Raw genomic sequence first — 26,160 nt, 5'->3', positions numbered from 1 at the left:
TTAAATCCTGGACATCCTGATTCTGACATTTTCATCCTGTCAATCCTTAAATCGTGGACATCCTGATTCTGACATTTTCATAATCATTTTTTTGCAAGTTATGACTAACCAAACTGAGTTACTGAATCATCGTTATGGTCATAGTAACTTCAATCCAGATATTCCCTGGAGTGACACCTTAGCAACTCTGTTATCCCATCGTTCAATTCGTGCTTATTTACCTGATGCCTTACCCCCAGGAACTTTAGAAGTTTTAATTGCTGCTGCTCAATCTGCTTCTACTTCTTCCAATCTCCAAACCTGGAGTGTAGTAGCAGTGGAAGATGCAAATCGCAAAGAAGAATTATCAAAACTAACTAATAATCAAGCACATATTCGCCAATCTCCTTTATTTTTAGTGTGGTTAGCCGATTTAGCCAGACTCACTCACATTGCCGAAAATCGCGGACTACCTCATGAAGGTTTAGATTATTTGGAAATGTTTTTGATGGCGGCCATAGATGCCGCATTAGCAGCACAAAATGCGGTAGTGGCAGCAGAATCTATCGGGTTGGGAACTGTGTATATCGGTGCATTACGAAATAAACCAGAAGAGGTAGCGCAGATATTGAATTTACCTCCTCATGTAGTTGCTGTTTTTGGTTTGTGTGTTGGTTATGCTGATCCCATTGTGAATGTGGCAATTAAACCACGTTTATCTCAATCAGTGGTGTTACATCGAGAAACATATCAACTTGCCCAACAAGAACAAGGAATATCAGAATATAACCAAATCATGGCAAATTTTTACAATTCACAACACATGAATATTCCTGGTGATTGGTCAGAACATTCTAGCAAAAGGGTAGCATCGACTGAATCTTTATCTGGTCGGCATAGATTAAAGGAAATTTTGAATAATTTGGGTTTTAAATTACAATAATTAAGTTTTGTAACAAGAATATAAATCGCAAAAATTTGTTAACTAATAGTCAAAAATAAATTTTTCTTATTGTTTGATGTCAGCAATTAATATATTAATTGCCAAATTTTCTGTGAAATAAATCCTCATAAACAAGTGGGGATTTTTTTATGGATATTTTTCATAAAATTCTTCTCAAAGATACTTGCATTTTTTATCTAGTTATGCCACACTAGATTAAAGCTACGGTATTCCGACCAATTTACAGTAGATTATACCTGGGAAAAACAGATTGGCAAAACAAGCATATTGGTAGTCATGCCAGATGCTTGTTTACTAAAACCTTCTGCCCGGAGAGATTCAAGTAAATAAAAGCGAGTAATTTCTGTCAATCTTAAAATTTCCTCAAGCCGGAAAATAAATATATTAATTTTCTCATGATTTCGGCTCAGAAAAATCCTACACAAGCATTGTCTATTTTTATTTGACAGATTTACTCCAAATAACCAATCAAACATCCACAATTAAGAGGTTTTGATCATGACTAATAAAGTAAAAGGAATGCAATTAAATCTTGAAGGACTGAGAAAGTCTTTTGGAAATAAAACTGTTTTAGAAGGAATTGATTTAGAAATTCAGCCTGGGGAATTTGTGGCTATTGTTGGTCGCAGTGGCTGCGGTAAAAGTACAATGTTGCGTCTAGTTGCTGGGTTAGATGCTCCCAGTGGCGGCGATGTTTTGTTAAATGGCAAATATTCTGATAAACCCATTAATCCCGCTATCCGCATGATGTTTCAAGACGCTCGTTTGTTACCTTGGCAACGAGTATTGGCAAATGTAGAGTTAGGTTTAATCGGTACTAATTCCAAAGTTTATGCTAAACAAACGGCTTTACAAGTGCTGCGTGAAGTAGGATTAGAAGACCGCGCCCATGAATGGCCTTTCGTCCTTTCTGGTGGACAACGACAACGGGTAGCTTTAGCAAGAGCCTTAGCCAGTAAACCTTCTCTATTACTACTAGATGAACCTTTGGGAGCATTAGATGCTTTAACTAGAATTGAAATGCAGCAATTATTAGAACGTTTGTGGCAGGAACAAGGATTTACATCACTATTAATTACCCATGATGTGGAAGAAGCTGTGGTATTAGCAGACAGAGTAATTTTGATTGAAAATGGTCAAATTAGTCTGAATGTGAAAATTGATCTGCCCCGTCCACGGGCTAGAGGAGATGCAAAGTTTGCGAAGCTCGTAGAGAGAATTTTAGATAGAGTTATGGGTAAACAAGAATCACTACAAACTGGATCTTCATCATCGTCTTCTTATTATTTATTGAATTCTGTATCTGCTTAAATGCCATTACTAGAAACTGTTTGGAGCAAAAATTATGACTATCGCCATAGAAAGTCTGCAAAAAGTCAAATCTGCACAGATAGGCGTTTAAGTAGTCCGCCCACGGTGTTATCTAGACTATCCTCTGATCAACACCGAAGTTCATACCCAGAAATTTCCCAGCGCCTTCTAAGATTATTTAGATTTAGTAGGTGATACTGGTGAAAAGTGAGAACACCAATTTTTCTCAACTTCTCTTTCCTAATCTTAGGATTTAAAGACTCTTGGTATTTGACATATAACTGATATTCTCTACATGGCTTATCAAGCATTACTGTCAGTTATTTTTAGGTTTCCTCATGCCGTGTTGAGGTAGATTATTTTTTCTACCTCACTTTCTTAAATATTTAACAAAACTAGAAAATGTTTCAAAAAAAGGGGAATTCAACCATGCTGAATTGGGAAAGTAAATTGAAATCATGGAAAAACAAACAGATCACTCGTCATTCTGTTTTATCCACTTTTACCTCTAGTTTAGTCCTATCTGCTGCGTTATTCACTTGGAATACACCCCATAATAGCGCTCAACAGCAAGCAATTTCATCTACTGGCAGTGCAACTAACACAAATAGTAAGCTAATTGCTAGTAATAACAAAAAAGTAGTCCGAATAGTTCGTTCTAAACAACTTACAGCCCTCGCAGTTTTAGAAAAGAAAGGCATTTTAGAAAAACGATTAGGAGCTTTAGGCTATAAAGTTGAATGGCCTGAATTTGCTGCCGGACCACAACAGTTAGAAGCTTTGAATGCAAATGGACTTGATATTGCATCTACAGCCGAATCACCTCCAGTTTTCTCTCAAGCAGCCGGAGTTCCTCTCGTATATTTAGCAGCTAACTCCTCTGATGGTAGGGCAGTTTCACTGCTAGTTCCTCCCAATTCACCTGTTAAGCGGTTCAAGGATTTGAAAGGCAAAAAAGTTGCTTTCCAAAAAGCATCTATTGGACATTACCTCACAGTTAGAGCGGCGGAAAAAGAAGGTTTAAAACTCGCTGATGTAACTTCAGTTTTTTTAGCACCTCCAGATGCTAACGCTGCCTTTAGCCAAGGTAAGGTAGATGCTTGGTTTATTTGGGAGCCATTTGTCACCAGAAATGTGAAAAATAAAGTGGGTCGCGTTTTATTAGATGGTGGTAATGGTTTAAAAGATACTAACAATTTTTATTCCACCAATCGCAAATTCTATCAAGAAAATCCTCAAGTAATTAAAATCTTTTTGGAAGAATTACAAAAAGCACAGGTTTGGTCTAAAAAGAATCCCAAGGAAATTGCTCAGTTACTAAGTAGCGCGACTCAACTTGATGCACCAACGTTAGAAAAAATGCACAACAAATATGATTTTGCCTTAGTGCCAATTAACGAGAAAGTGATAAAAAAACAACAGGAAGTTGCAGACAAATGGTATAGTTTGGGGCTTATACCTAAGAAAGTAAATGTTAGAGATGGGTTTTTAACTCCTCAACAATATGCTGCAATTACTCCGAAGGAAGTGCTTGCTAAGAAATAGAAATTTATAATAGTTTTAGGCTCTCTTTATTTTCGGGAGAAAGTAAAAAGAAGTAAAACTTAAATTGATTTTTGACAAAACTATGAAACTTGAATGAATTTGATTTTTAACTATGCCAACACTTACTTTAACTAATTTCCAAATTACTCCTCTTGATGCTCCATTAGGAGCAGTTATTACTGAACTAGATGCTAGTAAAAAAGTTCTACCTGAAGTTATTTTAGAATTAAAACAAGCACTTAGAGATTATCATATTCTCATTTTCAAAAATCAACATCTTAATGATGAGGAATTTTTGAACTTTAGCTTTAATTTTGGTTCATTATTTGTCCCACCAGATGATGTTCCAGTTCTCGCTTCTCAGCCAGGAGTAACACCAGTTATAATTCCCGTTTCTAATGTTGATGGTGGTTACACAGGTACAGGTGAATTAGCGTTTCATTCTGATCATAAATGGACACCCTATCCTTCTAGTGGTTCTCTACTTTATGCTTTAGAAGTACCATCTGAAGGTGGAGATACTTCTTGGTTAAATCTCAATTTGGCTTATGAAACTTTGGATAAATCAACCAAACAACGAATTGCAGATTTACGGTTGATTACTTATAATCCATTTTTAAATAAGCCAGGAGAACCTCGCCAAAAATATCGTGAAAATAAGAATATTCCTCTCATTAGTCCCGTCTTTCCCCACCCGTTGGTGAGAACACATCCAGAGAGTGGTAAGAAGATTTTGTATTTAGATTACACCACAGAAGTTGAAGTTGTTGGTTTAGAACCCCAAGAAGGTAAAGAATTAATTGAACAGTTGAGAAATCATCTTCATCAGCCTAAATTTTATTATCAACATCAATGGTCTGTTGGCGATATTGTCTACTGGGATAATCAATCTACATTACATTATCGTCAAGCTTTTGATCCCAATCAACGTCGGGTTATGAAACGGATTAGTTTAGCGGGTAGTCGCCCATTTTAGGTTTTGTAGTCAAACAGTAATAAAACAATTTGAATTGAAATTAAGTGAGGAGACATAATTATGAACTTTAAGTTACCACGACGCACAGTTTTACAGAAATTCTTTCAATACTCAGCATTAGCCTTAGCTCTTGTTTCTGCTCCTATTGCGACTAGTATAGTACAAGCTCAAAATGCTACTAACAAAACAGGTATCAAGACAAAAGTAGTCCGACTTGCTTATCAAACATCTGGTGATATTGTGAAAATCAAAGGAGTGGTAGATAAGCGTCTTGAGCCTTTAGGTATCAAGGTAGAATGGTCTCCATTTCCCGCTGGTCCACAATTAATGGAAGCGATGAATGCGAATAGAGTTGATATTGGTTCTGTAGGAGAAACACCACCAATTTTTGCTCAAGCTGCTGGCGCTCAATTAGCTTATATTGCTGGACGTAAACCTAGTAAAGGTGAAGGTAGTGCTATTGTTGTTCAGCCAGATTCTCCTATTAAGACAGTTAAGGATCTGAAAGGTAAGAAAGTTGTTTTTCAAAAAGGATCAGCATCACATTATTTACTCCTGAGAGCATTAGCTGAAGCTGGTTTGAAATATAGCGATATCCAAGCAGTTAGTTTAACTCCAGCAGAAGCCCGTGATGCTTTTATTCAAAAGAAAATTGATGCTTGGGTTGCTTGGGACCCATTTGTTGCATTCGTCCAAAAAAATGCTAATGCTCGTGTTTTAAGAAATGCTTCTAGAATTGCCACTCAAGGCGGATTTTACATGGCTAGACGGAGTTTTGCTGTGGAAAATCCAGAAGTTGTGCGGATAGTTTTAGAGGAGGTAGATAAATTAGGAGAATGGGCTGAATCTAATCCTGATGAAGTTGTAAAAATTCTTGCACCTGAACTAAAACTTGATCCTGCACTTTTAGCTGTGGTAGTTCGTAGACGTACATTCCGTTTACGTCCAATCAACTCATCTCTTGTTGCTGAACAACAACGCATTGCCGATTTGTTTTATAAAGAAGGAGTTATTCCTAAACAAATTGCCATTAAAGAATCAGTTTTAAGTTCTCAACAATATGTGGCTATTACACCCCAAAGAATTAGTAAGAAATAACCTGTAGTTATTCTGATTCTTAGCATGGCGGCTAAACACCGCCATAATTATTTTCCTCATCACTTAATAAATTATTATGAAAGTTTCCTCTCCTCTTACTGATTTTTCCTCAAAGTATGGAACTAAAAAAAATAAGTTCCAGTTTAAGTTTATCAAAAATCGTTATTTCCAATCATTTATCCCTTGGCTTGTGCCAATTACAATAATTGTAGTGTGGCAGTTTTTGTCTTCTATTGGTGTTATTCCTACAAGAATATTACCTGCACCTTTAGCAGTTGTTACGGCTGCTATTAAATTAACTCAAAGCGGTGAACTTCCGAGAAATATTGGTATTAGCTCTCTAAGAGCAGTATCTGGATTTTTACTTGGAGGAAGTATTGGCTTTAGTTTAGGTTTACTTAATGGTATTTCTCCTATTGCAGAAAAGTTACTAGATACATCCATGCAAATGCTGCGGAATATTCCCAACTTAGCATTAATTCCATTGGTAATTTTATGGTTTGGAATTGGTGATGAGGCAAGATTATTCCTGGTATCTTTGGGTGTCATGTTTCCCATTTATTTAAACACTTTTCATGGGATTCGTAGTGTTGATCACGGATTGATTGAAATGGGTAAAATTTACGGTTTAAATACTTGGGGTTTATTCTGGCGAATTATTCTCCCAGGGGCAATGTCTTCAATTTTAGTGGGTGTACGGTTTTCTTTAGGGATTATGTGGTTAACACTGATTGTCGCAGAAACAATTGCTGCTGACTCCGGCATTGGCTATATGGCAACAAATGCTAGAGAATTTATGCAAACTGATGTTGTGGTTTTAAGTATTGTAATCTATGCCTTGTTCGGTAAACTGGCTGATATAATCGCTAAAGCTTTGGAAAATTACTGGTTGCAATGGAATCCCAGTTATTTAAAGGGTTAATCTACTAATACCCGATAGGATTAAAGTTGATTTTGGTAAAAGTATTGTTTTCTTAATCCATTTATGTAATACTCTTAGTCATTACCCAAATAATACGGTTTACCGATAGAGTTAGCGTAGTTATTGATTGAAAAATTTTACACTTAAATATCATGCAAGTTCTTTGGTTTATTCCCACACATGGTGATGGACGCTATCTAGGAACTGCTATAGGTGGTCGTTCAGTTAATTTTGATTATTGGCGACAAATTGCCCAAGCGGTTGATCAATTAGGGTTTACAGGGGCTTTATTACCTACCGGTCGTTCTTGTGAAGATGCCTGGATTTTGGCTTCAACTTTGGTAACGCACACTAAAAAAATGCGGTTTTTAGTAGCAATCCGTCCGGGGTTGATGTCACCAGGAGTAGCGGCGAGAATGGCAGCAACTTTTGATAGAATTTCTGGCGGACGACTATTAATTAATGTCGTGACTGGTGGTGATCCTGTTGAATTAGCTGGTGATGGTTTGCATCTTGGTCATGATGAGCGCTATCAATTAACTGATGAATTTTTAACAGTTTGGCGAGAAATTGCTGGCGGTGAAATTTCTAATTTTGAAGGTGACTATCTCAATATTAAAGAAGGAAAAATCCTATTTCCTAATATCCAAAAACCTCATCCACCTTTGTGGTTTGGTGGTTCTTCTCCGATTGCTCAAGTAATTGCTGCCAAGCACGTTGATGTTTATTTAACTTGGGGTGAACCACCTCAACAAGTGGCAGAAAAAATTGCTGCTGTGAGACGTTTAGCTCAAGCACAAGGGAGAACGTTAAGCTTTGGTATTCGTCTTCATGTCATAGTCAGAGAAACTGAAAGTCAAGCTTGGGATGCTGCTAATGATTTGATTCGTTATGTAGATGAAGATGCGATCGCTAAAACCCAACAAGCCTATTCTCGCATGGATTCTGTTGGACAACAGCGGATGAAGGAATTACATAATGGTAGTCGGGAAGCATTAGAAATTAGCCCTAATTTGTGGGCAGGAATTGGTTTGGTTCGGGGTGGTGCGGGAACTGCATTAGTAGGTGATCCCGATACTGTTGCTAGAAGAATGCAGGAATATATAGACGTAGGAATTGATACTTTTATCTTTTCTGGTTATCCCCATTTAGAGGAAGCTTATCGGGTAGCAGAATTGCTTTTTCCTCGTTTACCTTTGGATAATTTACCAACAGTAGAACCACAATTATTAAGTCCTTTTGGTGAAATTGTTGCTAACCGGGAATTTCCTCAACAGCTTCAAGAACAACTTAGAGAAACAACAGTAGCAACTGTAGATTAGTTAAAAATCAATTAAATCAAGAGGTTTTTGTCAAATGGCTTATATTTTAGCGATCGCGGGTAGTCCTTCTCATCCTTCTAGAACCTACGGAATTTTGGAATATGCAACTCAAATTCTTTCTGAACAAGGCCTAGAAACAAATATTATTTCTGTGCGAGATTTACCTGCTGAGGATTTAGTGTATGGACGTTACAATAGTCCAGCTTTAGAAAAACCAAAAGCATTATTAGAACAAGCAAGTGGTGTAATTATTGCCACCCCAATTTATAAAGCTGCTTACACAGGGTTACTCAAATCTTTTTTAGATTTATTACCTCAAAAAGCTTTGACTGGTAAGGTTTTATTACCTTTAGCTACTGGTGGTACAATCGCTCATTTATTATCAATAGAATATGCTTTAAAACCAGTTTTAGGTGAATTAGGTGCAAGGCATATTTTAAGTACAGTTTACGCAGTAGATAAGCAAATTCAAATTCAAGCTGATGGTAGTTTGCAATTGGATGAAGAAATTGATCAACGTCTCAAAGAAGTTTTAACCGAATTTATCCAAGCTGTTAATAAATCCCAACCTGATGTCAAGGAATTAGCATATAGTAACTAAAGGTATTTATGAATCAATACTCTGATTTGCTATCGGAACTATCTGATTTTCTTTATCCTCGTAGTCCTTATTATGGAGATTTGAATTCAGAACGTTTAGAATTTAATGCCCAACTTCAAGATTTTTCACAACGAGTGAACTATATTTCTGGTCTACAAACTGGTGGTAAACTTTCCTCAGAAGAGGCTTATAAACAAATACGTATTCTCTGGAAACAGTTAAAAATGTCCAAGAAAAAAATATTAAGTTGCTAAAAAAAGGAGATCCCCGACTTCTATCATTGGTTAATAATTTAATTGACATCATCAAATAAGAAGTCGGGGATCTTACCCCAACTAATAAACCCAAAAAAATTACCATCGTTTGCATATTTCATCATCAAAATTGTCGGAGAATTGCAAGTGAGCAGTTCCCACAACTAAATTATTTACATTTTCTCCAGGGGAAATAACCTGGACTCAAAATTGATAAATACCTTCGTTCGTGGGATTATAAAATGGTTTTAAACCGATGGTAATTGTTTAATTAGCGGTAACTATTACACTGCGACGTAAGTTAATCAACCATTAAAAATTCCTGAAAAGCTTGTGTAATCTGCTTTTTTAATTTTTAATTGTTAATTTTTAATTCCGCCCTGGGGTACTAGTTGGTTGAAAATAGCAATAATAGTTTGCGGTTGATGTGGATTTTTGGCTAGGGTAATACCTAGCCTTTTTTTGTCCATTTGTTTCTCCAAAACCAATACTGTTTTTTTTGATCAAATTCAATATTTTCTACACCGTCTATTTGTGAAAAATATTAGTAATATGCGCCAACCAGGCTATAAGTTAGACTAGCAAGCACTAATGATGTAATGACGACATAGACAAAATTTCGCTGTAAAAGAAAAGTGCAGAAAGAAATGATTACGCGCAAAATGGGGATAGCAATGAGTATTAACAGCCCTAATTGAATGATTCCCCGGCGGCTACCTGCGAAAACAGCATTTACTACACCTATGGGGGAGTGAAACTCAGATGGTGTGCCTATAAATATTTGATATTCCGCTGGCTCAGAGCCATGATGAATTAAATATAGTATACCCCCAAATAATACCATAGAACTAGCGATTAAAACTCCATACATTAGCAGGTTACTGAGTAGATATTCTAATTGTTTTTCATTTGCTGATTTTGTAAGTTTTTGATTACTTAAATTTTCATGATCATGATTTTTAAGACGCTGTTCTTCTAGCTGTTGAATATCACAATCTCGCTCTTCTAATTCAAAAGTGAAATTTCCAACTTTTCTTTCTATCTCTGTTGTGCAAGTCCACCGAAAACCAGAATTTAATTTATACATAATTACAGCCCTCCTATTAGACTGTTATAGACCATTTTTAACGCCATTACTACCAATACAAAGCTGAAGATAATTCTTAAAATTTGGGTTTTAGCACCAATTAAAATTCTCGCTCCTAAAAAAGCACCTGGTAATACTCCCAACATCACCGGCATAGATAAACCTGGATCTATATATCCCTGTGTTAAATAAACACCTGCTGAGGCTGCGGCTGTGACACCAATCATAAAATTGCTGGTGGTCGTAGAAACTTTAAAAGGGAGACGCATGGCTTGGTCCATGGCCAATACCTTGAATGCTCCCGAACCAATTCCCAACAAACCAGAAAGCACTCCTGCTACTAACATAATACTGAACCCAGCAGGTAAAGCGTGAACTTGGTAAGGGATTACACCATCAGGAGTGGGGTAAGTACCATTAAGTTGGAGATATTCTGCTAAAGGATCTGGTGGAGCAATTTCTGTTTGTTCTGGTCTGGGGCGTTGAGACAAGTATGCTGAATAAATTAGCACAATTGCCAAAATCAAGGAAAGTATTTTTACGGTTACATGAGTGGCAATGAGAGCGCCAATCAAAGCGCCAATGGTGGTGGCTACCTCCAGAAACATCCCCAAGCGCAGATTAGCGTAGCCTTTTTTAATATATGTAGAAGCTGAACCTAATGATGTCGCAATAACTGATACTAATGATGCTCCAACGGCATAGCGAATATCAACACCAAAGACGGAAGTTAATAACGGAACTATGACGACTCCACCACCTAACCCAGTTAATGCTCCGACTAAGCCGGCACTAAATGATCCCAACCAAACCAGTAAAGAAAATGCTAATATGCTCAATTTGAATTCCCCTTTTGTTTAATCTATATTTATGATGCCTAGATAATTGTTGTTAGCAGGATGTAAACAGAAAACTTCGTTTATCTATACAGAAGATTGAGGAGACTAAAACTATGACTGTCGAGGAAGATAAAAGTACCCAATCCGATTAAGATAAAGGACATAAAGCGATTCCCATATTTAGTAAAGATATCAGCGATGCCTTCGGCGGGTGTAGCCAACGCTTGATTGTGAGTTAACTTATGTGCTACATAACACAACACCCCCACCAATGAAAAGAAAACACCCAAAATTACCAATAGACTTTGCCAATTACTGCTGGCAAATATCGGCACATAAATACTAATGTTATCAGTTCCATTGGCAAATGTGACAGCCGCAACACTATAAGTTTGCAAATTGAAAAATCTCGCTATTAGCGATTCCTGAGAAACTTTTGTTTCTGTCTCTGCATCCTCTAATTCATCTGTTTCTCGATTCATTAAACTCTTGATACCAATGATAATTGGAACTAAGCCAAATAAACCAATCCAGGGGCGGGGTAAAATCAATCCCCCAAAAAAACCAGGCAAACTAGTTAAAATCAAGGCTGTAAAACCTAGATATTGACCAATAATAATATGCCAGCGGCGAAACTTAGCATCCACCTGAGAGAAAAACAAAGTCAGGATGACTAAATCATCAATATTTGTGGCACTAAAAGCCATTGCTCCGGTACTAATTGCAGTTACTATACTCATAACGATTTTAGATTTTGAATTTTTGACTATCAAGAGATGTGGAATAAGGATTAATGTTTATCCTTCCCAATTACCTATTACTCATTACTAACCCTTAATAATTATTTCTTTCTGCGAATCGGTCATGAATATCATCAACTCTTTGACGAAATGAGCTTTTGCTTTACCCCTACCTATGGAATCAAATGATTAAGCCCCAGACAAGAGAAATAATTGGCTGCGGAGTGGTAAAAATCAGAAGATCTTCACTAAAAGAACTTTATAGATACTGGTACTAGACATTTTATTATTTATGAGCTTATAATACAGTAACTTGATTAAGATACCGTAGTTTTATAAAAATTGCCAAAACCAGGGTTAGCTTTAAACACTAAGTATAAACAATTACTCTTCAGAAGTAATAGAAGTCTATTTACAAGATTTATAAAAAGTCATTCTGAACAAACTTAGACAGCAATTTTTTGTATTCATAAAATTAGGTCTATCCAAGCTGATCTTCTTTCTCAAATAACTTACACTAACACTAGTATGGACTACTTATTACTACCGGGTTTCAGCTTTTTTATTGGTATCATTGTGGGCTTAACAGGAATAGGTGGTGCATCTTTGATCACTCCTATGTTGATTTTTGTGTTTCAAGTACCACCTTCTATTGCTATTAGTTCTGATGTGGTTGCGGCCACATTAATGAAAGTGGTCGGTGGAGTTAAACACTGGCAACAAAAAACCCTTGATTTAGAAATAGTTAAATGGTTGTCAATGGGTAGTGTTTCTGGTTCGCTGTTGGGTGTAGGAGTTTTACATCAACTTAGACAAACTGGAGAACACAACCTAGATAACCTCTTGCTGCGGTTACTAGGAGTAATGATTCTGATAGTTACATTTACAGCATTAATCCAAATGTTGTTAATGACATTTTTTCCGAAAATCAACTTACCCGAATTGCCAAAATTAAATTTAAAAACCAATCAAGGACGTTTTCTAACTTTACTCATTGGCGCAATTTTAGGCTTTTCTGTGGGAATGACAAGTGTTTCATCAGGCTCTATGTTTGCCTTAGCTATCATAGCATTTTTTCGATTAGATGCCCGAAAATTGGTGGGTACAGATATTACTCAAGCCGCCATTTTACTAATATTTACGTCCCTGGGACATCTAACTTTAGGAACTGTTGATTGGAGTTTAGTAATCCCTATTTGGATAGGTTCTGTTCCCGGAGTTCTTATTGGTGCTAAACTTTGTGAGATTACCCCTCAACGTCCACTAAGATTTATTATCTATAGCATTTTAATGATGGTAAGTTGGAAATTAGTTTCACAGGCATGATTATCTATACCTCCTTCAGATTTTTAATTTACCTGTCGAAATAATAGATTAAATGTCCCTCGTTCATACATAATAAATAGCCCCAAACCAATTAACACAAAAGGAACAATAGCCTGACCATAGCGACTTAAAATATAACTAATGTTAGCTTGACGGTTTAATAAATCAGCGATACCACACCAAACCCCTACCATGACAAAAAATACCACTGAAATTATTCCTAACCCAACAATATTTTGACCTGCAAATAAAGGTATGTAAATACTGATATTATCACCACCATTAGCAACTGTCACAGCCGCAACTTTATAAGTATTTGGATGTAGAATGCTTGACAAGAAAGAAGATTGAGGGCTATTCTGTTCGGTATTCACTGTCTGAACTTCTCCACTTTCATCTTCACGATTTACTAATTGTTTAATCCCAATAGCAATTGGTAATATTCCTAATAATCCAATCCATTCTCGCTGGATTACTAAGCCACCAAAAAACCCTGGTAAGCTGAGAATAATAATAGCTGTAAATCCAATATATTGACCAATAAAAATATGTCTACGGCGAAAATTTCTATCTATTTGCGAAAAAAATAGCAGCAGAATCATGATGTCGTCAATATTAGTGGCAGCAAAGGCAATTATACCTTCTGTAAAAGCAGTAGCAAGCTTATTCATGGTAAAATTCAAAAATATACTATTTATCAAGATAGCAATATTTGGAACACTAAATTTAATCTAATACGCTTGGTGTTAAAGAAATGTAGGTTGGGTTAAGCGACAGCGCAACCCAACAAAATACCGGAAATTTTAGAAATACCGGAAATGACGGGTGAAGACAAGCAGGGGAGCAGGGGAGGAAAAAATAGAAGTTTTTTCCTATTATTACCCGTCAAAATATCTTTGATAGACTACTAGACCTCTTGATAACTAAATGTAATACATGGGATTATTTTGGGCGCGAATCTCTCTTTCCTGACACAAATCTTGGAGTGTATAGCTACGCAAAACCTCAATTGCAGCCGCATTAGCTTTTTCCCAGATTTCCAGAACCAAAGTTTTTTCTATCGTCGGAGTCTCAGAGTTTTCTTTCTCTTTCCGTTCACCTACCACCAAGGTGACAATTTCTAGCAAAGTAATTTGCCAAGGCTCACGTATTAACACAAAACCGCCTTTCGAGCCACGTTGACTCTGGACTAAACCCGCACGCCGCACTTGAGTGAGAATCTGTTCGAGATAGCGTTCTGGTATGGGTTGCTTGGCGGCAATCTCGCTCATAGTCAAAGGAACTTTTTTATCGTGATGGCTGGCTAGTTCTAACAGTGCTAGGAGTGCGTATTCCACTTTTGCAGAAAGATCCAGAAGAGCGTAGTTTTGACTATTCAAATCTGTATTCAGAATACTACTGTACATTGATAGATTTATCGGCTTTTAACCGAAATAATGTTACTTTTAGGTGTCAGATGTGATATGGTCACACCATAAGTAAAATACCATAACTCTATCGGATTTAGGGTGATTGTATGCAAGATTCTCAAAATTGCTGAATATTTTGGGGAAATTCCCCGAACACAATACTTTTTAGATCAAGAATAATGTATACTACGGTTACTACATCGGAAATTAGCAATATATACGCTGATGTCATTATACACAGGTTTAACTCAATTATCTAATGATAGTCCTCAAAAGCATTTCACCAGAAGAACGCTATTGCCCGTTAAAAAAAATGCTGTGTGGCAAATAGCAAGCGGCTTTGTTATAACCTACACTTATCTAGAAGACGGTACGACAGTAGCCTTGGGATTATGGGGTCCAGGAGATGTGGTTGGTGAAGTTCTCTCGAAAATGAAGCCTTATCGGATGGAGTGTTTAACCAAAGTAGAAGCAACTGTTTTACCTGTGAATGATTGGCATCAACTCACACAAACTTTGCTTTGTCACATTCAACAAGCGGAAGAATTAATGGTGATTCGCAGCCATAAAAAAGTAGAGACTATGCTGATTCAACTATTAGGATGGTTATCAAAAAAATTTGGTTCAGAAGTAGAACAAGGACGTTTAATTGATATGCGTCTAACTCATGAAGATTTAGCAGTGCTGATCAGTTCTACTCGTGTGACTATCACTCGGTTGCTGGGACAATTGGAACAGGAGGGACTGATTGATAGACTTCCTCTGCATCGAATTATTGTGAGACAAGAGGATATTTGGTATTACGAAATTTAATTTGGAAAATACCAACAAATGAATTAACCCTCTTCAATGACGCTGGGAAGGAGGTTACAGCTTACTCAAAGGTTCTCATGAACATTAAATATTTGCAACTCACAGACAATTCATCAATAACCATCCTGAAAATCCTCAAATCCTAGAAATCCTGATTCAGACAAAAAAATCCTGACAACTCACAGACAATTCATCAATAACCATCCTATAAATCCTTAAATCCTGGACATCCCAGGGGAAACGCAGCTAATTTTTTTGACAAAATGTAACTTATCAGGAGAACACATCTGTACTTTAGACAAAAAATAGAGAATGTGGGGGTTGACATTCGGTTTTAAATTTGTTATCATAAAATTGATAAGGAAGAACTATCATGAAATAATTCTGTAGATTGGGGATGATGGGAGGAAAACCAATACCTAATTCCTGATGTTAAAGACTTAAATAAATAAAATTAACTTATTTTGAACTTGGTTTGAGCATTTACGTTAATCTTATAGCTGTAATCGTTTATTTAACTTGATTCAGAAGTCACTAGATAATGAATTTTTGCCAAACATGATTTTAATTACAGATTGATTATGTTGAATATAGCTAATTTCCCGTGGCTGACGACGATTATTTTATTTCCCATAGCCGCGTCACTGCTGCTTCCTATCATCCCAGATAAAGACGGAAAAACGGTGCGCTGGTATTCTCTCACTGTGGGGCTGATAGATTTTGGCTTAATTGTCTGCGCTTTTTATACTAGCTATGATTTTGCTAATCCCGATTTGCAACTGGTGGAAAGTTATCCCTGGGTTCCGCAGTTGGGTTTAAATTGGTCATTAGGCGTTGATGGCTTGTCCATGCCTTTAGTTCTCTTGACCGGGTTTATTACCACTTTGGCGATTTTAGCAGCTTGGCCAGTAACGCTGAAACCGAAATTATTTTATTTCCTCATTTTAGCCATGTATGGTGGTCAGATTGCGGTTTTCGCTGTCCAGGATATGCTGTTATTTTTCCTGGTGTGGGAACTGGAACTTGTGCCAATATACTTCCTGCTATCAATTTGGGGCGGTAAAAAGCGTCAATATGCAGCAACTAAATTTATTTTATACACTGCTGGTGGTTCGCTGTTTATTTTACTGTCTTCCTTGACAATGGGATTTTATGGCGATACTGTGACTTTTGATATGCGATCGCTCGCATTGAAAGACTACGCCCTGAATTTACAACTTTTACTCTACGCTGGCTTCCTGATTGCCTACGCTGTCAAGTTGCCGATTATTCCCCTCCATACCTGGCTACCAGATGCCCACGGTGAAGCTACAGCGCCCGTGCATATGTTACTAGCAGGTATTTTGTTAAAAATGGGTGGTTATGCCTTAATTCGCATGAATGCTCAAATGCTACCCGATGCCCACGCTTATTTTGCACCCGCATTAGTAGTTTTGGGGGTAGTAAATATCATCTACGCTGCCCTAACGTCCTTTGCCCAGAGGAACTTAAAACGGAAAATTGCCTACTCTTCAATTTCCCACATGGGCTTTGTTCTCATTGGGATTGCCTCTTTTACTGATTTGGGTTTAAGTGGGGCAGTTTTACAAATGGTTTCTCACGGATTAATTGGGGCAAGTTTGTTCTTTTTAGTCGGTGCAACTTATGATCGCACACACACTCTCATGTTAGATGAAATGGGTGGTGTTGGGAAGAAGATGCAGAAGATTTTCGCTATGTTCACAACTTGTTCCATGGCTTCTTTAGCATTACCAGGAATGAGCGGTTTTGTCGCCGAATTAATGGTATTTGTCGGCTTTGCAACTAGCGATGCTTATAACCCAACATTCAAAGTTATTGTCATTTTCTTGATGGCTGTTGGTGTGATTTTAACGCCAATTTATCTACTATCAATGTTGCGCGAGATTTTCTACGGACAAGAGAATGAAGAGTTGGTTTCTCATCAAAATTTAATAGATGCTGAACCCCGCGAAGTCTTTATTATTGCTTGTTTGTTGATACCTATTATTGGTATTGGTTTTTATCCCAAATTGCTAACGCAAATGTATGACGCGACAACTGTACAATTAACAGCAAGATTGCGTGATTCTGTCCCCACGTTATTAGCAAATAAAGCGGTGGAAAATGTTTCTTTGACTGCGCCGATAATTGGTAATTAATTTATAATTACAACTGGGGTGGGTTTTATGCCTACCCTTGTTTCGCGCAGAGACGCTAAGGAGCAAAGACGCAAAGCTAATCTACATCGGCGATCACTAAACATAAAATGTAGGAACGCTTAAGCAGTATTGAGTATAACTTTCAAAAACTTTCATTCAAAAGCGGGTGGCGGGAATCGAACCCGCATGATCAGCTTGGAAGGCTGGAGTTTTACCACTAAACTACACCCGCGTGCTTCTGACTTAACTAAGATAACATAGCTTTTATCAAATTGCAAGTAGCTATGGAGAATTTATGGGTTTAATTTTAAGACGAATATATAAATTGCTCAAATCGGGTTTTGATCCATCTTGATTATAAGCAGCAAGAAAACTCTCTTGTGCAAATATCTGGTTAAGTGCTTGTTCATAAATATTTGCTTGGCTGCGGAGTGCGGCTGGTTCAATCGTTATCACTATCGCTTGTTGAAATTGACCATTTTTATCAATTATTAAACTGGCCAGTATATTTGCTGGTTTCAAATCCTCGTCGCTGGGAAGTATACTAGCCTCTAATTCCTTTTCTGTACTTCCTTTATATTCAGCCAGAACATCTGGTAAAGCATCGGCTATCAGTTGTTTTTGTTGTATTAATTCACTAACTTCTTCCTTCAGTATAGGACTGACGGTAGCTATAGCACCCCCTCTATTAGCCGTTAGGGAAGGTTCTGTTGTGGGAGTTGGGGAATCAGCAGGAATATCTTTGGGAAGGAGAGTTCCCTCTCCTAGTTTAACTTCTTGACGACTATTCCAAGGACGTTCACTTTCGGGAATTATTGATGTTGGTTCTGGTGTTGGGTTTGTTGGATATGATTGTTGTCTAACTGGTAGTTTTTCAACTTCAGTTTTTTCAACTTCAGTTTTTTCAACTTCAGGTTTTTCAACTTCAGGTTTTTCAACTTCAGTTTTTTCAACTTCAGGTTTTTCAACTTCAGGTTTTTCAACTTCGAGTTTTCTAACTTCAGGTTTCCTAACTTCAGGTTTTTCAACTTCGAGTTTTCTAACTTCAGGTTGTTCAGATTTATCTTGTTCTGGTAAATTAACACTAGAATCAGCATCATCTTGATTACTGAGTTTAACAGATGCTGATTTTTGCGAAGTGGAAAAAGAAGATTGTGGTTTAATCTTTCGAGTTGTTGATTGGGTTTTGATTTGAGATTTTGGTTCAGAAGCAATTTCGATTAAGTCAATGGGAATCGAACTTTGGTTAGACTGGGGAAACCACGCTTGAAACTCATTTGATGAACGCATTAACCAAAATACTAATAAATGAAGAGACACAGAACCAATACAAACAAAAGTCCATAACCAAGGAGGATCAGTATGTCGTTTGAAGTTTTTAGATGTAATTGAACTATCATTTAAATGATTATTTGTAACGGTTGGTATCATGTTAATTTAAAATTTGGATCTAACTAAAGAAAGAGTTGCCAAAATTTTTAGTAAAGATGGTAGCGTTATGAATAATACATCAGGTTGACTTATAGCCAAAGTATACTATTAAACAAACAAACAAACATCTCTTTCTAAATTTAGCAATTAGCAATCACAACTAATAATAAGGCGTTGTCCTTTTAGAGGGTGTTTGAAAAGTTATGGTTGATGTATCAAATATTTTTTACCCCACCCTAACCCTCCCCTTGTAAAGGGGAGGGAACTGGATTTTTATTGTTTCCCCCCTTTACAAGGGGAAAGGGGGGTAGCAATGTGATGAAAATTACGGAATACCACTTTTCAAACATCCTCTTAGGTAAAATGTCCCCCAGGATTGAGTATTATTCTAGGTTATGATTCTATTATCCATTACTCAGTACCTATCCCATCAGCTTCTTTAGTTCCCAAGTAGGGAAATTTTTTAGCTCGAATCCGCTCAGATATTTCGGTTAGATCGGTTTTACCACCTTGATGATAAGTTACTCTAACTACATAATGATTAACTAATTGTTTTCTTTAAGATACCATTTAGTTATAATTGGCAAAGGTACTAGGAAAATATCCTGTTATAGCTGTTGCCAGGTAGGTGAGAACGGACAGTCATCAAAAAAGTGAGTCCCCAAAACACTTTCAATCTTTCTGTCCCCTGCTATTAATCAAATTAATCCCCAACTAGCTTTGAAATCCTGGTTTTTTAACCCTACCCAACCCCAAGCCAGATCAGAAACCGCTACTCTACCTGTTGGACAACTCCAAATTCGTGTAGCTACACCTGATGATCTCATGAATATTGCTCAAATTGTGGCGGAAAGCTTTCACTCTCAGCAGGGTTTATGGGGTTGGACTTTCGCTTTGTTTCGTATGGGTATTTATGAAGATCTAAGGCATCGTCTTCAGTCTCCCACAAGCCATCATATTTGTTTGGTTGCTGTTAATGCTGCCAGTGAAGATCAGAAAATTATGGGAACTATAGAAATGGGTGTCAGGATTACTGATGCTTGGACTAGTATAAATCCAGGTTTCCCTTATCTATCTAATTTAGCTGTTCACCCCAGTTACCGCAGATTGGGTGTAGGTGCTAGTTTACTGATTCGCTGTGAGCAAATCTCCCAAGAATGGGGATTTCAAGACTTGTATCTCCATGTTTTGGAAAACAATCATCAAGCCCGTCAGCTTTATTTTAAGTTGGCATATCGGGTATATAAAGTTGAATCCCCTTGGAATGCACTTTTTCTCAGTCGCTCACGTCAGATATTACTACATAAACGAATATAGCAGGAGTCACTGAGTCAGTTTTTGTATTGATCAGTTTGAATTTTTTTCCCCGCAGCAATAGTTGCTAATATTCCAGATGAAGCTTTTGCTATTTTGGTTGGTGTGTTGACACAAACTGCAATAATAGTTCGCCGTATAGGTATTGATCTTGATAATTAATGGAGAATAATTATCCCCTATTAATGTAAAGCAATTTGTATTCGCTCTATTGTGCGCGTGTTTTCTGCTGGTGTGCCGATAGTGATTCGTAAGCCATTGGGTAGAAGTCTAATCAGAGTCCCCTGACTTCTGAGTTTTTGGTTGAGATTTGTTAAAATTGTAACTAGTGAGTGAGCATCATCAGTTTTAACACGCAAGTAAATAAAGTTGGTGGTGCTGGGTGTAATTTCTAGATTCGGGTGTGTTGATAAAGCTGTGATCATTTTGGTTCTTTCACTCAGGGTTTGGGGAATTGACTCTAGTAAAAGTTGCCGATTTTCTAAAGCTATGAGGGCAGCAGCGATGGAAAAGCTGGGAAGATTGTAAGGAAGACGGACTTTTTCTAAAATAGCGATCGCATCTGGATGTGCGATACAATAACCTACACGCATGGCGGCAAGACGAAAGGCTTTGGAGAAAGTCCGTAATATTATCCAATTAGGATGTTGTAATAATTCCGCGGCTAAAGTAGTTTGACTAAATTCAAAGTAAGCTTCATCAATAACTACTAAAATTTCTTCTGGTAAACTTTTTAACCATTCTAGTTCTGCTGTTGTTAAACAATTAGCTGTGGGGGAATTGGGGTGAACGACAAAAACGACGCGAATAGGGGGATTTTGTGTTTGGGCAATGGCAGATTTAGCTGCTTCTAAATCAGTTTCAAAATTGCTTTGATTTCTCCCGACTGTAACCACAGGAATGCCCAAAGTCTGCGCCAAAATTCCATACATGGAAAAGGTAGGATTGGCAACTAATATAGCACCTTCTCCTCCTAAACAGGTGGCAATTAATAGGGATCTAATTAATTCATCTGAACCATTACCAACGGAAATATTATCAGCGGTGAAAGTTGAATTTGCCAGATTTGCCGATTCGTTGACATATTGGGAAATGGCATTTTTTAAAGTTTCATGTCCACCATCAGGATAACGATTAGTTTCAATAAGTTGTTGATAATTCCAAGCTAATTTTTCTTTGATTTCTGGTGGTAAATCTAAGGGACTTTCATTAGTATCTAATCGGTCAAATTGAATAGCGACTGGTTCGGCATTATCACTACCAGGATGAGCTTTATAAGCGTTAAGTTGGGATAAATCGGAACGGATAAATTTAAGCATTTGTGATTGGTGATTGGTGATTATATATCTTGTTCCCAGTCAGAGACTGGGAATACTATCACAGAGGCTCTGCCTCTACTGTTATGGAGAATGAAGGCAGAGCCTTCTATAATTCATTCCCATACAGAGTATGGGAACGAGAGAATTTTTTAACTTACCTTTGGGGGTTAAAGTCCCCTGCTTCTACAAGCAGCGGGTTTTGCGTCGGGGTAAAATCCCCGTTGCAAAACGTAATTCTAAATTCTAAATTCTGTATTCTTTTAACATTTAGATTTACTAATATTGCATTAATTACAGAATCAATCACAGTAGCAACACAAGGAATAGCGATGGCATTACCAGTTAATTTTCGCATGGTTTGATAACTTCCTACTATTTTATAAGATTCTGGAAAACCTTGCAATCTTAACATTTCTCTTTCTGTTAATCTTCTTTCTCCATTGACTAATAAATAATTATAAGATGCTCCTGCTCTCAATGCACAGGAATAAGGATATACACTGATATTACCAGATTTATTTTCATGCCATATTGTTGGTTGATCATATTTTTGATTAAGCTTGACTTTTTCTAAACGATTTTGTCTAATTTTGTCCGAAGCGTAATAAAAGTCAGAAACAGACTTTTCTAATATTTCTGATAAAGGCTGCATAGGCATTTTGATTAATGGCCAATTAAAATTATGATGATGAGTTTGATTTTTTAATCCGACTATCAAAATCCTTTCTCGTTTTTGTGGTAAACCAAAATTAAGAGCATTAAGAATTTGATAATCTGTATAATATCCTAAATCTTTTAATGTATTAATAATTATTTGTAATGTTTGCCCCTGTTGATGTCCTTTTAGTTGTTTGACATTTTCTAATATAAAAGCTGAAGGTTGTTTATTTTTAATAATTCTGGCAATATCAAAAAATAATGTTCCTCTAGTATCTTCAAAACCTTTCAGTTCTCCACAAATGCTAAAAGGTTGACAAGGAAAACCACCTAATAATATATCATGGTCAGGAATATCATTTTCATCAATTTTTGTAATATCTCCTATGGGTGTTTCTCCAAAATTTTCTAAATATATTTTTTGGGCATTTATATCAATGTCACTAGAAAAAACACATTGGCATGGAATTTTATAATTATGACAAATCCTTTCAATTGCTAATCTAAATCCACCTGTACCGCTAAATAAGTCTATAAACTTGATCATTCACTTTGATGAAATATATGCAAACTAAACCTATCACAATTTTAGGGGTTTAGCACTGCTAAACCCCTACCAAATACAATTATCGCATGGTGACAAATTCCTCTGCTGCTGAGGGATGAATACCTACAGTGGCATCAAAATCAGCTTTAGTTGCCCCCATTTTCACCGCAATAGCGACACCTTGAATAATTTCTGCGGCACTATCTCCCACCATGTGAGCGCCTAAAATCTTATCAGTGTTAGTATCTACTATCAACTTCATCATGGTTTTTTCTTGCTTACCCGGTAAAGTGTAGTACATGGGGCGGAAGCTAGTTCGATAAATTTTGATATTATCATCACCGAATTTTGACCTAGCTTGGGCTTCTGTCAAACCCACTGTAGCCGCTTCTGGGGTAGTAAATACGGCAGTAGCTACGGTTTTGTGACTAAATTCGCGACGATTGTTGCCAAATTCACTATCAGCAAAAGCACGTCCTTCTCCAATAGCCACGGGTGTTAAATTTAAGCGGTCTGTGACATCACCAACAGCATAAATATGGGGTTGGCAAGTTTGACTATATTCATTGACGGAAATTGCATTTGAGGTGCTGTATCCTGGTTCTTCTTCAGAACTGGGAACACAGTCAAGTTGGGCATTTTCTAAGCCTAACCCCTCTATGTTGGGACTGCGACCGGTAGCTACTAAAAATACATCAGCAATGATTGGTTCTTGGTTTTCTCCAGATAAGGTTAATTTCAGTCCTGCGTCTACTTTTTCTATTGCTGTCACTTCAGTATTTTGGATAATACGAATACCATGATTCGTCATTCCTTCTTGGATACTGGTGCGGATATCTTGGTCAAAACCGTTCAAAATTTGCTCTTTGCGGATAATTTGCGTGACTTCTGAACCTAAACCGCCCATGATACAAGCGAATTCACTACCAATATAACCAGAACCAATGATAGCGATATGTTTGGGTTGGGTTTTCAGGTGAAAGATTTCATTGGAGGTAATACCGTGTTCTATACCTGGAATCTCTGGTTTAATGGGACGACCACCGACAGCAATTAAAATTTTCGCGGCTGTATATTGTTTACCATTCACTTCGACTGTGTGGGGGTCTACAAAACTAGCACGACCGGAAATTAGTTCTACTCCGGCTTTTTCTAAAAAGCTGATGTGAAGTTTGGAAAGTCTGTTAACTTCGTTATCTATGGATGTAATAAAATGTTCCCAGTCAAATTTTACGTCTCCCACTGTCCAACCATAACCTGCGGCTTCTTGGAATTGAGCCCGAAAGTGAGAACCATAAACCATGAGTTTTTTGGGGACACAACCGCGAATTACGCAAGTACCACCAACTAAATCATATTCGGCGATCGCCACTTTTGCACCATAACTAGCCGCCCGTTTAGAAGCAGCCAAACCCCCAGAACCAGCACCAATCACAAACAGGTCGTAATCAAAAGTCATAAATTTCTACTTTTTTCACTAAAAATAGGCTATTCAACTATATATAGTCAAGTTGCCTAGATTTAATCTAACGTAACTAACAACTAACAACTAACAACTGACAACTGTACGGGCGAAGCATTTGGAGAACTATTTTTGGCAATGACCGATAATTTATCTTCCAAATGCTTCGCCCCTACTAACAACTGACAACTGACAACTGACTAATAACTAATCCAATCACTCCAACTACCAGCGTAAAGTTTAGCGGTGGGAATTCCAGCTATAGCTAAAGAAAGTAAATTTACACAAGCCGTCACACCAGAACCACAATAAACTAAAATTTCTTTATTTGTGTCTATATTTTGCCAGTGTTGAGATTGTTCTGACGGGGGAAGTAGGCAACCAAAAGTATCAGTTATTTCTTGCCAAGGATAATTAACAGCACCGGGAATATGTCCAGCAATTTTATCAATTGGTTCTCTTTCTCCACGATAGCGTTCTCCTTCTCTGGAGTCTACTAAAACTACATCTGGACTATCTTTGTGATTTTTTACATAAGTAAAATCTACAACTTTATCCTCTTGGATTTGGGGAATAAATATTCCTCTTGCACCCGTAGGAATTATATCTGTAACAGTATAACCTGCTTTTTGCCAACGGTCAAAGCCACCATCTAAAACAGCTACTTGTTCATGTCCTAAATACCGCAATAACCACCATAAACGAGATGCAAAAGCCAAGCGAGAATCATCATAAGCTACTACTAAAGTTCTTTGAGAATTTACCCCAATTGCTGATAATTTTTCGGCTAACTCTGTGGTATTTGGTAAAGGATGCCTGCCCCCATGTTCTTGTACAGGACTAGATAAATCTTGATTTAAGTCTAAATAATAAGAGCCTGGGATATGATTAGCTTGATACTGTTTTTTTCCTAATTCGGCATCAGCTAAAGAAAACCGACAATCAACAATCACAACTTGAGAATTATTGAGATTTTCCAACAGCCATTGTGGAGAAACAATAAATTGATTATTCATGGGTAATTGGTAATTGGTAATTGGTAATTGGTAATTGGTAATTGGTAATTGGTAATTGGTAATTGGTAATTGGTAATTGGTAATTGGTGAAAACTATTCTTCTTTCTTCTTTTTTCTTCCTCCTGAACTCCTGAACTCCTGAACTCCTGAACTCCTGAACTCCTGAACTCCTAAACTCCTAAAATGTTTACACCCCAACAAACGCAAGATGGTTCTTTTACCTTTTTTTCCACAGAGTTTAATGAAGCCTTTCATAGTCACTATGGAGCAAAACAAGAGAGTTTCCTGAAGTTTGCTGTTCCGACTCGATTACCAATATTAGCCGAAACGGGATTTGTGCGGCTGCTAGATGTTTGTTATGGTCTAGGATACAATACAGCGGCAGCTTTACAGACAATTTGGCAAGTAAATCCTCGTTGCCGTGTGGAAGTGATTGGCTTAGAACTAAATCCCATTGTCCCCCAGGCGGCAATTAACCATCACTTATTCAATGGTTGGGACGACAAATATATAAAAATTTTAACTCAAATAGCGTTTGCACATCAAATCCACATAGATTATTTGCAAGCTACTTTACTAATTGGTGATGCTAGAAGCTTAATTGTACAAGTACATGAATCAGGTTTTCAAGCAGATGCAATTTTTCTTGATCCCTTTTCACCTCCCCAATGTCCACAGTTATGGACGGTGGAATTTATCCAAAAAGTATCAGAATGCTTGCATCAAAATGGGTTACTGGCTACTTATTCCTGTGCTGCGGCTGTAAGGACTGCATTGTTAGCTGCGGGTTTGGTTGTCAGTTCTACTCCACCGATAGGAAGACGGACTCCAGGGACTATTGCTGGACATCCCAAACATGGTGAGGAATCAACTATATCCTCTTTACCGCCTCTTTCCCAAGCTGAAGCAGAACATTTACGAACTCGTGCTGCTATTCCTTATCGAGATCCTAGTTTAAGTGATACTGCTGAAATGATACTCAAAAGACGACAAGAAGAAGTGCAAGTTTCTACATTGGAATCAAGTTCACAATGGCGCAAAAGGTGGCGAAGATAGGGATTGAAGACAC

24 protein-coding genes and 1 tRNA gene are annotated in these 26,160 nt (G+C 37.3%); 14 read left to right on the top strand and 11 right to left on the bottom strand.

Annotated elements, in window-relative coordinates; all coding sequences use genetic code 11:
* Positions 1-100 precede the first annotated feature (100 nt).
* From HGD76_RS00750 to HGD76_RS00710, 9 genes are all read left to right on the top strand, one after another.
* Positions 101-922: an NADPH-dependent oxidoreductase gene (locus HGD76_RS00750; protein ID WP_168694665.1), complete on the top strand. Its 822-nt coding sequence runs from the start codon at positions 101-103 to the stop codon at positions 920-922.
* A gap of 519 nt (positions 923-1,441) precedes the next feature.
* Positions 1,442-2,254 carry an ATP-binding cassette domain-containing protein gene (locus HGD76_RS00745; protein ID WP_168694664.1) on the top strand — a complete coding sequence of 271 codons (813 nt, stop codon included), beginning with the start codon at positions 1,442-1,444 and terminating at the stop codon, positions 2,252-2,254.
* 429 nt (positions 2,255-2,683) lie between these two features.
* Positions 2,684-3,799: an aliphatic sulfonate ABC transporter substrate-binding protein gene (locus HGD76_RS00740; RefSeq protein ID WP_168694663.1), complete on the top strand. Its 1,116-nt coding sequence runs from the start codon at positions 2,684-2,686 to the stop codon at positions 3,797-3,799.
* A 112-nt stretch (positions 3,800-3,911) separates the two neighbouring features.
* A complete protein-coding gene (locus HGD76_RS00735; RefSeq protein ID WP_168694662.1) occupies positions 3,912-4,775 on the top strand; it encodes a TauD/TfdA dioxygenase family protein in 864 nt (287 codons plus the stop codon).
* Between the two features lie 60 nt (positions 4,776-4,835).
* Positions 4,836-5,873 carry a sulfonate ABC transporter substrate-binding protein gene (locus tag HGD76_RS00730; RefSeq protein WP_168694661.1) on the top strand — a complete coding sequence of 346 codons (1,038 nt, stop codon included), beginning with the start codon at positions 4,836-4,838 and terminating at the stop codon, positions 5,871-5,873.
* 76 nt (positions 5,874-5,949) lie between these two features.
* Complete coding sequence (gene ssuC, locus HGD76_RS00725; protein ID WP_168694660.1) at positions 5,950-6,795, top strand: aliphatic sulfonate ABC transporter permease SsuC; 846 nt, start codon at positions 5,950-5,952, stop codon at positions 6,793-6,795.
* A 152-nt stretch (positions 6,796-6,947) separates the two neighbouring features.
* On the top strand, positions 6,948-8,117 hold the full coding sequence (gene ssuD, locus HGD76_RS00720; RefSeq protein WP_168694659.1) for an FMNH2-dependent alkanesulfonate monooxygenase: 1,170 nt from the start codon (positions 6,948-6,950) through the stop codon (positions 8,115-8,117).
* A 34-nt stretch (positions 8,118-8,151) separates the two neighbouring features.
* Positions 8,152-8,718: an NADPH-dependent FMN reductase gene (gene ssuE / locus HGD76_RS00715; protein WP_168694658.1), complete on the top strand. Its 567-nt coding sequence runs from the start codon at positions 8,152-8,154 to the stop codon at positions 8,716-8,718.
* 8 nt (positions 8,719-8,726) lie between these two features.
* Positions 8,727-8,972 carry a DUF7219 family protein gene (locus HGD76_RS00710; RefSeq protein WP_168465256.1) on the top strand — a complete coding sequence of 82 codons (246 nt, stop codon included), beginning with the start codon at positions 8,727-8,729 and terminating at the stop codon, positions 8,970-8,972.
* Between the two features lie 544 nt (positions 8,973-9,516).
* Here HGD76_RS00710 and HGD76_RS00705 read toward each other — a convergent pair.
* The 3 genes from HGD76_RS00705 to HGD76_RS00695 all read right to left on the bottom strand — a co-directional run bounded on the left by HGD76_RS00705 (position 9,517) and on the right by HGD76_RS00695 (position 11,638).
* The gene (locus tag HGD76_RS00705; RefSeq protein WP_148765999.1) at positions 9,517-10,059 is read right to left on the bottom strand and encodes a DUF1634 domain-containing protein; all 543 of its coding nucleotides are present in this window, start codon (positions 10,057-10,059) and stop codon (positions 9,517-9,519) included.
* Positions 10,060-10,061: 2 nt separating this feature from the next.
* Entirely contained in the window at positions 10,062-10,898 is an 837-nt protein-coding gene (locus HGD76_RS00700; RefSeq protein ID WP_168694657.1) for a sulfite exporter TauE/SafE family protein, read from the bottom strand.
* 80 nt (positions 10,899-10,978) lie between these two features.
* Positions 10,979-11,638: a cadmium resistance transporter gene (locus HGD76_RS00695; protein ID WP_168694656.1), complete on the bottom strand. Its 660-nt coding sequence runs from the start codon at positions 11,636-11,638 to the stop codon at positions 10,979-10,981.
* 528 nt (positions 11,639-12,166) lie between these two features.
* On the opposite strand from HGD76_RS00695, the gene HGD76_RS00690 reads away from it, so the two are divergent.
* Positions 12,167-12,964, top strand: a complete 798-nt coding sequence (locus tag HGD76_RS00690; RefSeq protein ID WP_148765995.1) for a sulfite exporter TauE/SafE family protein — start codon at positions 12,167-12,169, stop codon at positions 12,962-12,964.
* A 23-nt stretch (positions 12,965-12,987) separates the two neighbouring features.
* Here HGD76_RS00690 and HGD76_RS00685 read toward each other — a convergent pair whose 3' ends face one another.
* Both HGD76_RS00685 and HGD76_RS00680 read right to left on the bottom strand, forming a co-directional pair.
* The gene (locus tag HGD76_RS00685) at positions 12,988-13,635 is read right to left on the bottom strand and encodes a cadmium resistance transporter (RefSeq protein WP_168694655.1); all 648 of its coding nucleotides are present in this window, start codon (positions 13,633-13,635) and stop codon (positions 12,988-12,990) included.
* Between the two features lie 252 nt (positions 13,636-13,887).
* Positions 13,888-14,370 carry an RrF2 family transcriptional regulator gene (locus HGD76_RS00680; protein WP_168694654.1) on the bottom strand — a complete coding sequence of 161 codons (483 nt, stop codon included), beginning with the start codon at positions 14,368-14,370 and terminating at the stop codon, positions 13,888-13,890.
* A gap of 228 nt (positions 14,371-14,598) precedes the next feature.
* Here HGD76_RS00680 and HGD76_RS00675 point away from each other — a divergent pair, with 228 nt between their 5' ends.
* Both HGD76_RS00675 and ndhD1 read left to right on the top strand, forming a co-directional pair.
* On the top strand, positions 14,599-15,186 hold the full coding sequence (locus HGD76_RS00675) for a Crp/Fnr family transcriptional regulator (RefSeq protein ID WP_168694653.1): 588 nt from the start codon (positions 14,599-14,601) through the stop codon (positions 15,184-15,186).
* 590 nt (positions 15,187-15,776) lie between these two features.
* Positions 15,777-17,345 (top strand): photosynthetic/respiratory NAD(P)H-quinone oxidoreductase subunit D1, encoded by a 1,569-nt coding sequence (ndhD1, locus tag HGD76_RS00670; RefSeq protein ID WP_174782929.1) that lies wholly within the window; start codon positions 15,777-15,779, stop codon positions 17,343-17,345.
* Between the two features lie 161 nt (positions 17,346-17,506).
* Here the strand turns inward: ndhD1 and HGD76_RS00665 are convergent.
* Both HGD76_RS00665 and HGD76_RS26360 read right to left on the bottom strand, forming a co-directional pair.
* Positions 17,507-17,577, bottom strand: a tRNA-Gly gene (locus tag HGD76_RS00665).
* Between the two features lie 50 nt (positions 17,578-17,627).
* Entirely contained in the window at positions 17,628-18,776 is a 1,149-nt protein-coding gene (locus tag HGD76_RS26360; RefSeq protein ID WP_233466991.1) for a hypothetical protein, read from the bottom strand.
* 720 nt (positions 18,777-19,496) lie between these two features.
* Here HGD76_RS26360 and HGD76_RS00650 point away from each other — a divergent pair.
* Entirely contained in the window at positions 19,497-20,093 is a 597-nt protein-coding gene (locus HGD76_RS00650) for a GNAT family N-acetyltransferase (protein WP_210967690.1), read from the top strand.
* Positions 20,094-20,272: 179 nt separating this feature from the next.
* Here the strand turns inward: HGD76_RS00650 and HGD76_RS00645 are convergent, their stop codons facing one another.
* The 4 genes from HGD76_RS00645 to HGD76_RS00630 all read right to left on the bottom strand — a co-directional run bounded on the left by HGD76_RS00645 (position 20,273) and on the right by HGD76_RS00630 (position 25,091).
* Positions 20,273-21,409, bottom strand: a complete 1,137-nt coding sequence (locus HGD76_RS00645; protein WP_168694651.1) for a histidinol-phosphate transaminase — start codon at positions 21,407-21,409, stop codon at positions 20,273-20,275.
* Positions 21,410-21,563: 154 nt separating this feature from the next.
* Positions 21,564-22,613: a DNA (cytosine-5-)-methyltransferase gene (gene dcm, locus HGD76_RS00640; RefSeq protein ID WP_233466990.1), complete on the bottom strand. Its 1,050-nt coding sequence runs from the start codon at positions 22,611-22,613 to the stop codon at positions 21,564-21,566.
* A 79-nt stretch (positions 22,614-22,692) separates the two neighbouring features.
* Positions 22,693-24,072: a glutathione-disulfide reductase gene (gene gor / locus HGD76_RS00635; protein WP_168694650.1), complete on the bottom strand. Its 1,380-nt coding sequence runs from the start codon at positions 24,070-24,072 to the stop codon at positions 22,693-22,695.
* 203 nt (positions 24,073-24,275) lie between these two features.
* Positions 24,276-25,091 carry a sulfurtransferase gene (locus HGD76_RS00630; RefSeq protein WP_168697314.1) on the bottom strand — a complete coding sequence of 272 codons (816 nt, stop codon included), beginning with the start codon at positions 25,089-25,091 and terminating at the stop codon, positions 24,276-24,278.
* Between the two features lie 183 nt (positions 25,092-25,274).
* Here HGD76_RS00630 and HGD76_RS00625 point away from each other — a divergent pair, with 183 nt between their 5' ends.
* Entirely contained in the window at positions 25,275-26,147 is an 873-nt protein-coding gene (locus HGD76_RS00625) for a tRNA (5-methylaminomethyl-2-thiouridine)(34)-methyltransferase MnmD (protein WP_168694649.1), read from the top strand.
* Positions 26,148-26,160 lie beyond the last annotated feature (13 nt).

The organism is Dolichospermum flos-aquae CCAP 1403/13F, assembly GCF_012516395.1.
GTDB lineage: Bacteria > Cyanobacteriota > Cyanobacteriia > Cyanobacteriales > Nostocaceae > Dolichospermum > Dolichospermum lemmermannii.
The sequence above is the reverse complement of the archived record's forward strand: the minus strand, read 5'-3'. Positions and strand labels throughout refer to the sequence as shown.

Coding starts and splice junctions, on each gene's coding strand:
- HGD76_RS00750 (WP_168694665.1), top strand. CDS start 101: ATGACTAACCAAACTGAGTTACTGAATCATCGTTATGGTCATAGTAAC.
- HGD76_RS00745 (WP_168694664.1), top strand. CDS start 1,442: ATGACTAATAAAGTAAAAGGAATGCAATTAAATCTTGAAGGACTGAGA.
- HGD76_RS00740 (WP_168694663.1), top strand. CDS start 2,684: ATGCTGAATTGGGAAAGTAAATTGAAATCATGGAAAAACAAACAGATC.
- HGD76_RS00735 (WP_168694662.1), top strand. CDS start 3,912: ATGCCAACACTTACTTTAACTAATTTCCAAATTACTCCTCTTGATGCT.
- HGD76_RS00730 (WP_168694661.1), top strand. CDS start 4,836: ATGAACTTTAAGTTACCACGACGCACAGTTTTACAGAAATTCTTTCAA.
- ssuC (WP_168694660.1), top strand. CDS start 5,950: ATGAAAGTTTCCTCTCCTCTTACTGATTTTTCCTCAAAGTATGGAACT.
- ssuD (WP_168694659.1), top strand. CDS start 6,948: ATGCAAGTTCTTTGGTTTATTCCCACACATGGTGATGGACGCTATCTA.
- ssuE (WP_168694658.1), top strand. CDS start 8,152: ATGGCTTATATTTTAGCGATCGCGGGTAGTCCTTCTCATCCTTCTAGA.
- HGD76_RS00710 (WP_168465256.1), top strand. CDS start 8,727: ATGAATCAATACTCTGATTTGCTATCGGAACTATCTGATTTTCTTTAT.
- HGD76_RS00705 (WP_148765999.1), bottom strand. CDS start 10,059: ATGTATAAATTAAATTCTGGTTTTCGGTGGACTTGCACAACAGAGATA.
- HGD76_RS00695 (WP_168694656.1), bottom strand. CDS start 11,638: ATGAGTATAGTAACTGCAATTAGTACCGGAGCAATGGCTTTTAGTGCC.
- HGD76_RS00690 (WP_148765995.1), top strand. CDS start 12,167: ATGGACTACTTATTACTACCGGGTTTCAGCTTTTTTATTGGTATCATT.
- HGD76_RS00685 (WP_168694655.1), bottom strand. CDS start 13,635: ATGAATAAGCTTGCTACTGCTTTTACAGAAGGTATAATTGCCTTTGCT.
- HGD76_RS00680 (WP_168694654.1), bottom strand. CDS start 14,370: ATGTACAGTAGTATTCTGAATACAGATTTGAATAGTCAAAACTACGCT.
- HGD76_RS00675 (WP_168694653.1), top strand. CDS start 14,599: ATGTCATTATACACAGGTTTAACTCAATTATCTAATGATAGTCCTCAA.
- HGD76_RS26360 (WP_233466991.1), bottom strand. CDS start 18,776: ATGATACCAACCGTTACAAATAATCATTTAAATGATAGTTCAATTACA.
- HGD76_RS00645 (WP_168694651.1), bottom strand. CDS start 21,409: ATGCTTAAATTTATCCGTTCCGATTTATCCCAACTTAACGCTTATAAA.
- dcm (WP_233466990.1), bottom strand. CDS start 22,613: ATGATCAAGTTTATAGACTTATTTAGCGGTACAGGTGGATTTAGATTA.
- gor (WP_168694650.1), bottom strand. CDS start 24,072: ATGACTTTTGATTACGACCTGTTTGTGATTGGTGCTGGTTCTGGGGGT.
- HGD76_RS00630 (WP_168697314.1), bottom strand. CDS start 25,091: ATGAATAATCAATTTATTGTTTCTCCACAATGGCTGTTGGAAAATCTC.
- HGD76_RS00625 (WP_168694649.1), top strand. CDS start 25,275: ATGTTTACACCCCAACAAACGCAAGATGGTTCTTTTACCTTTTTTTCC.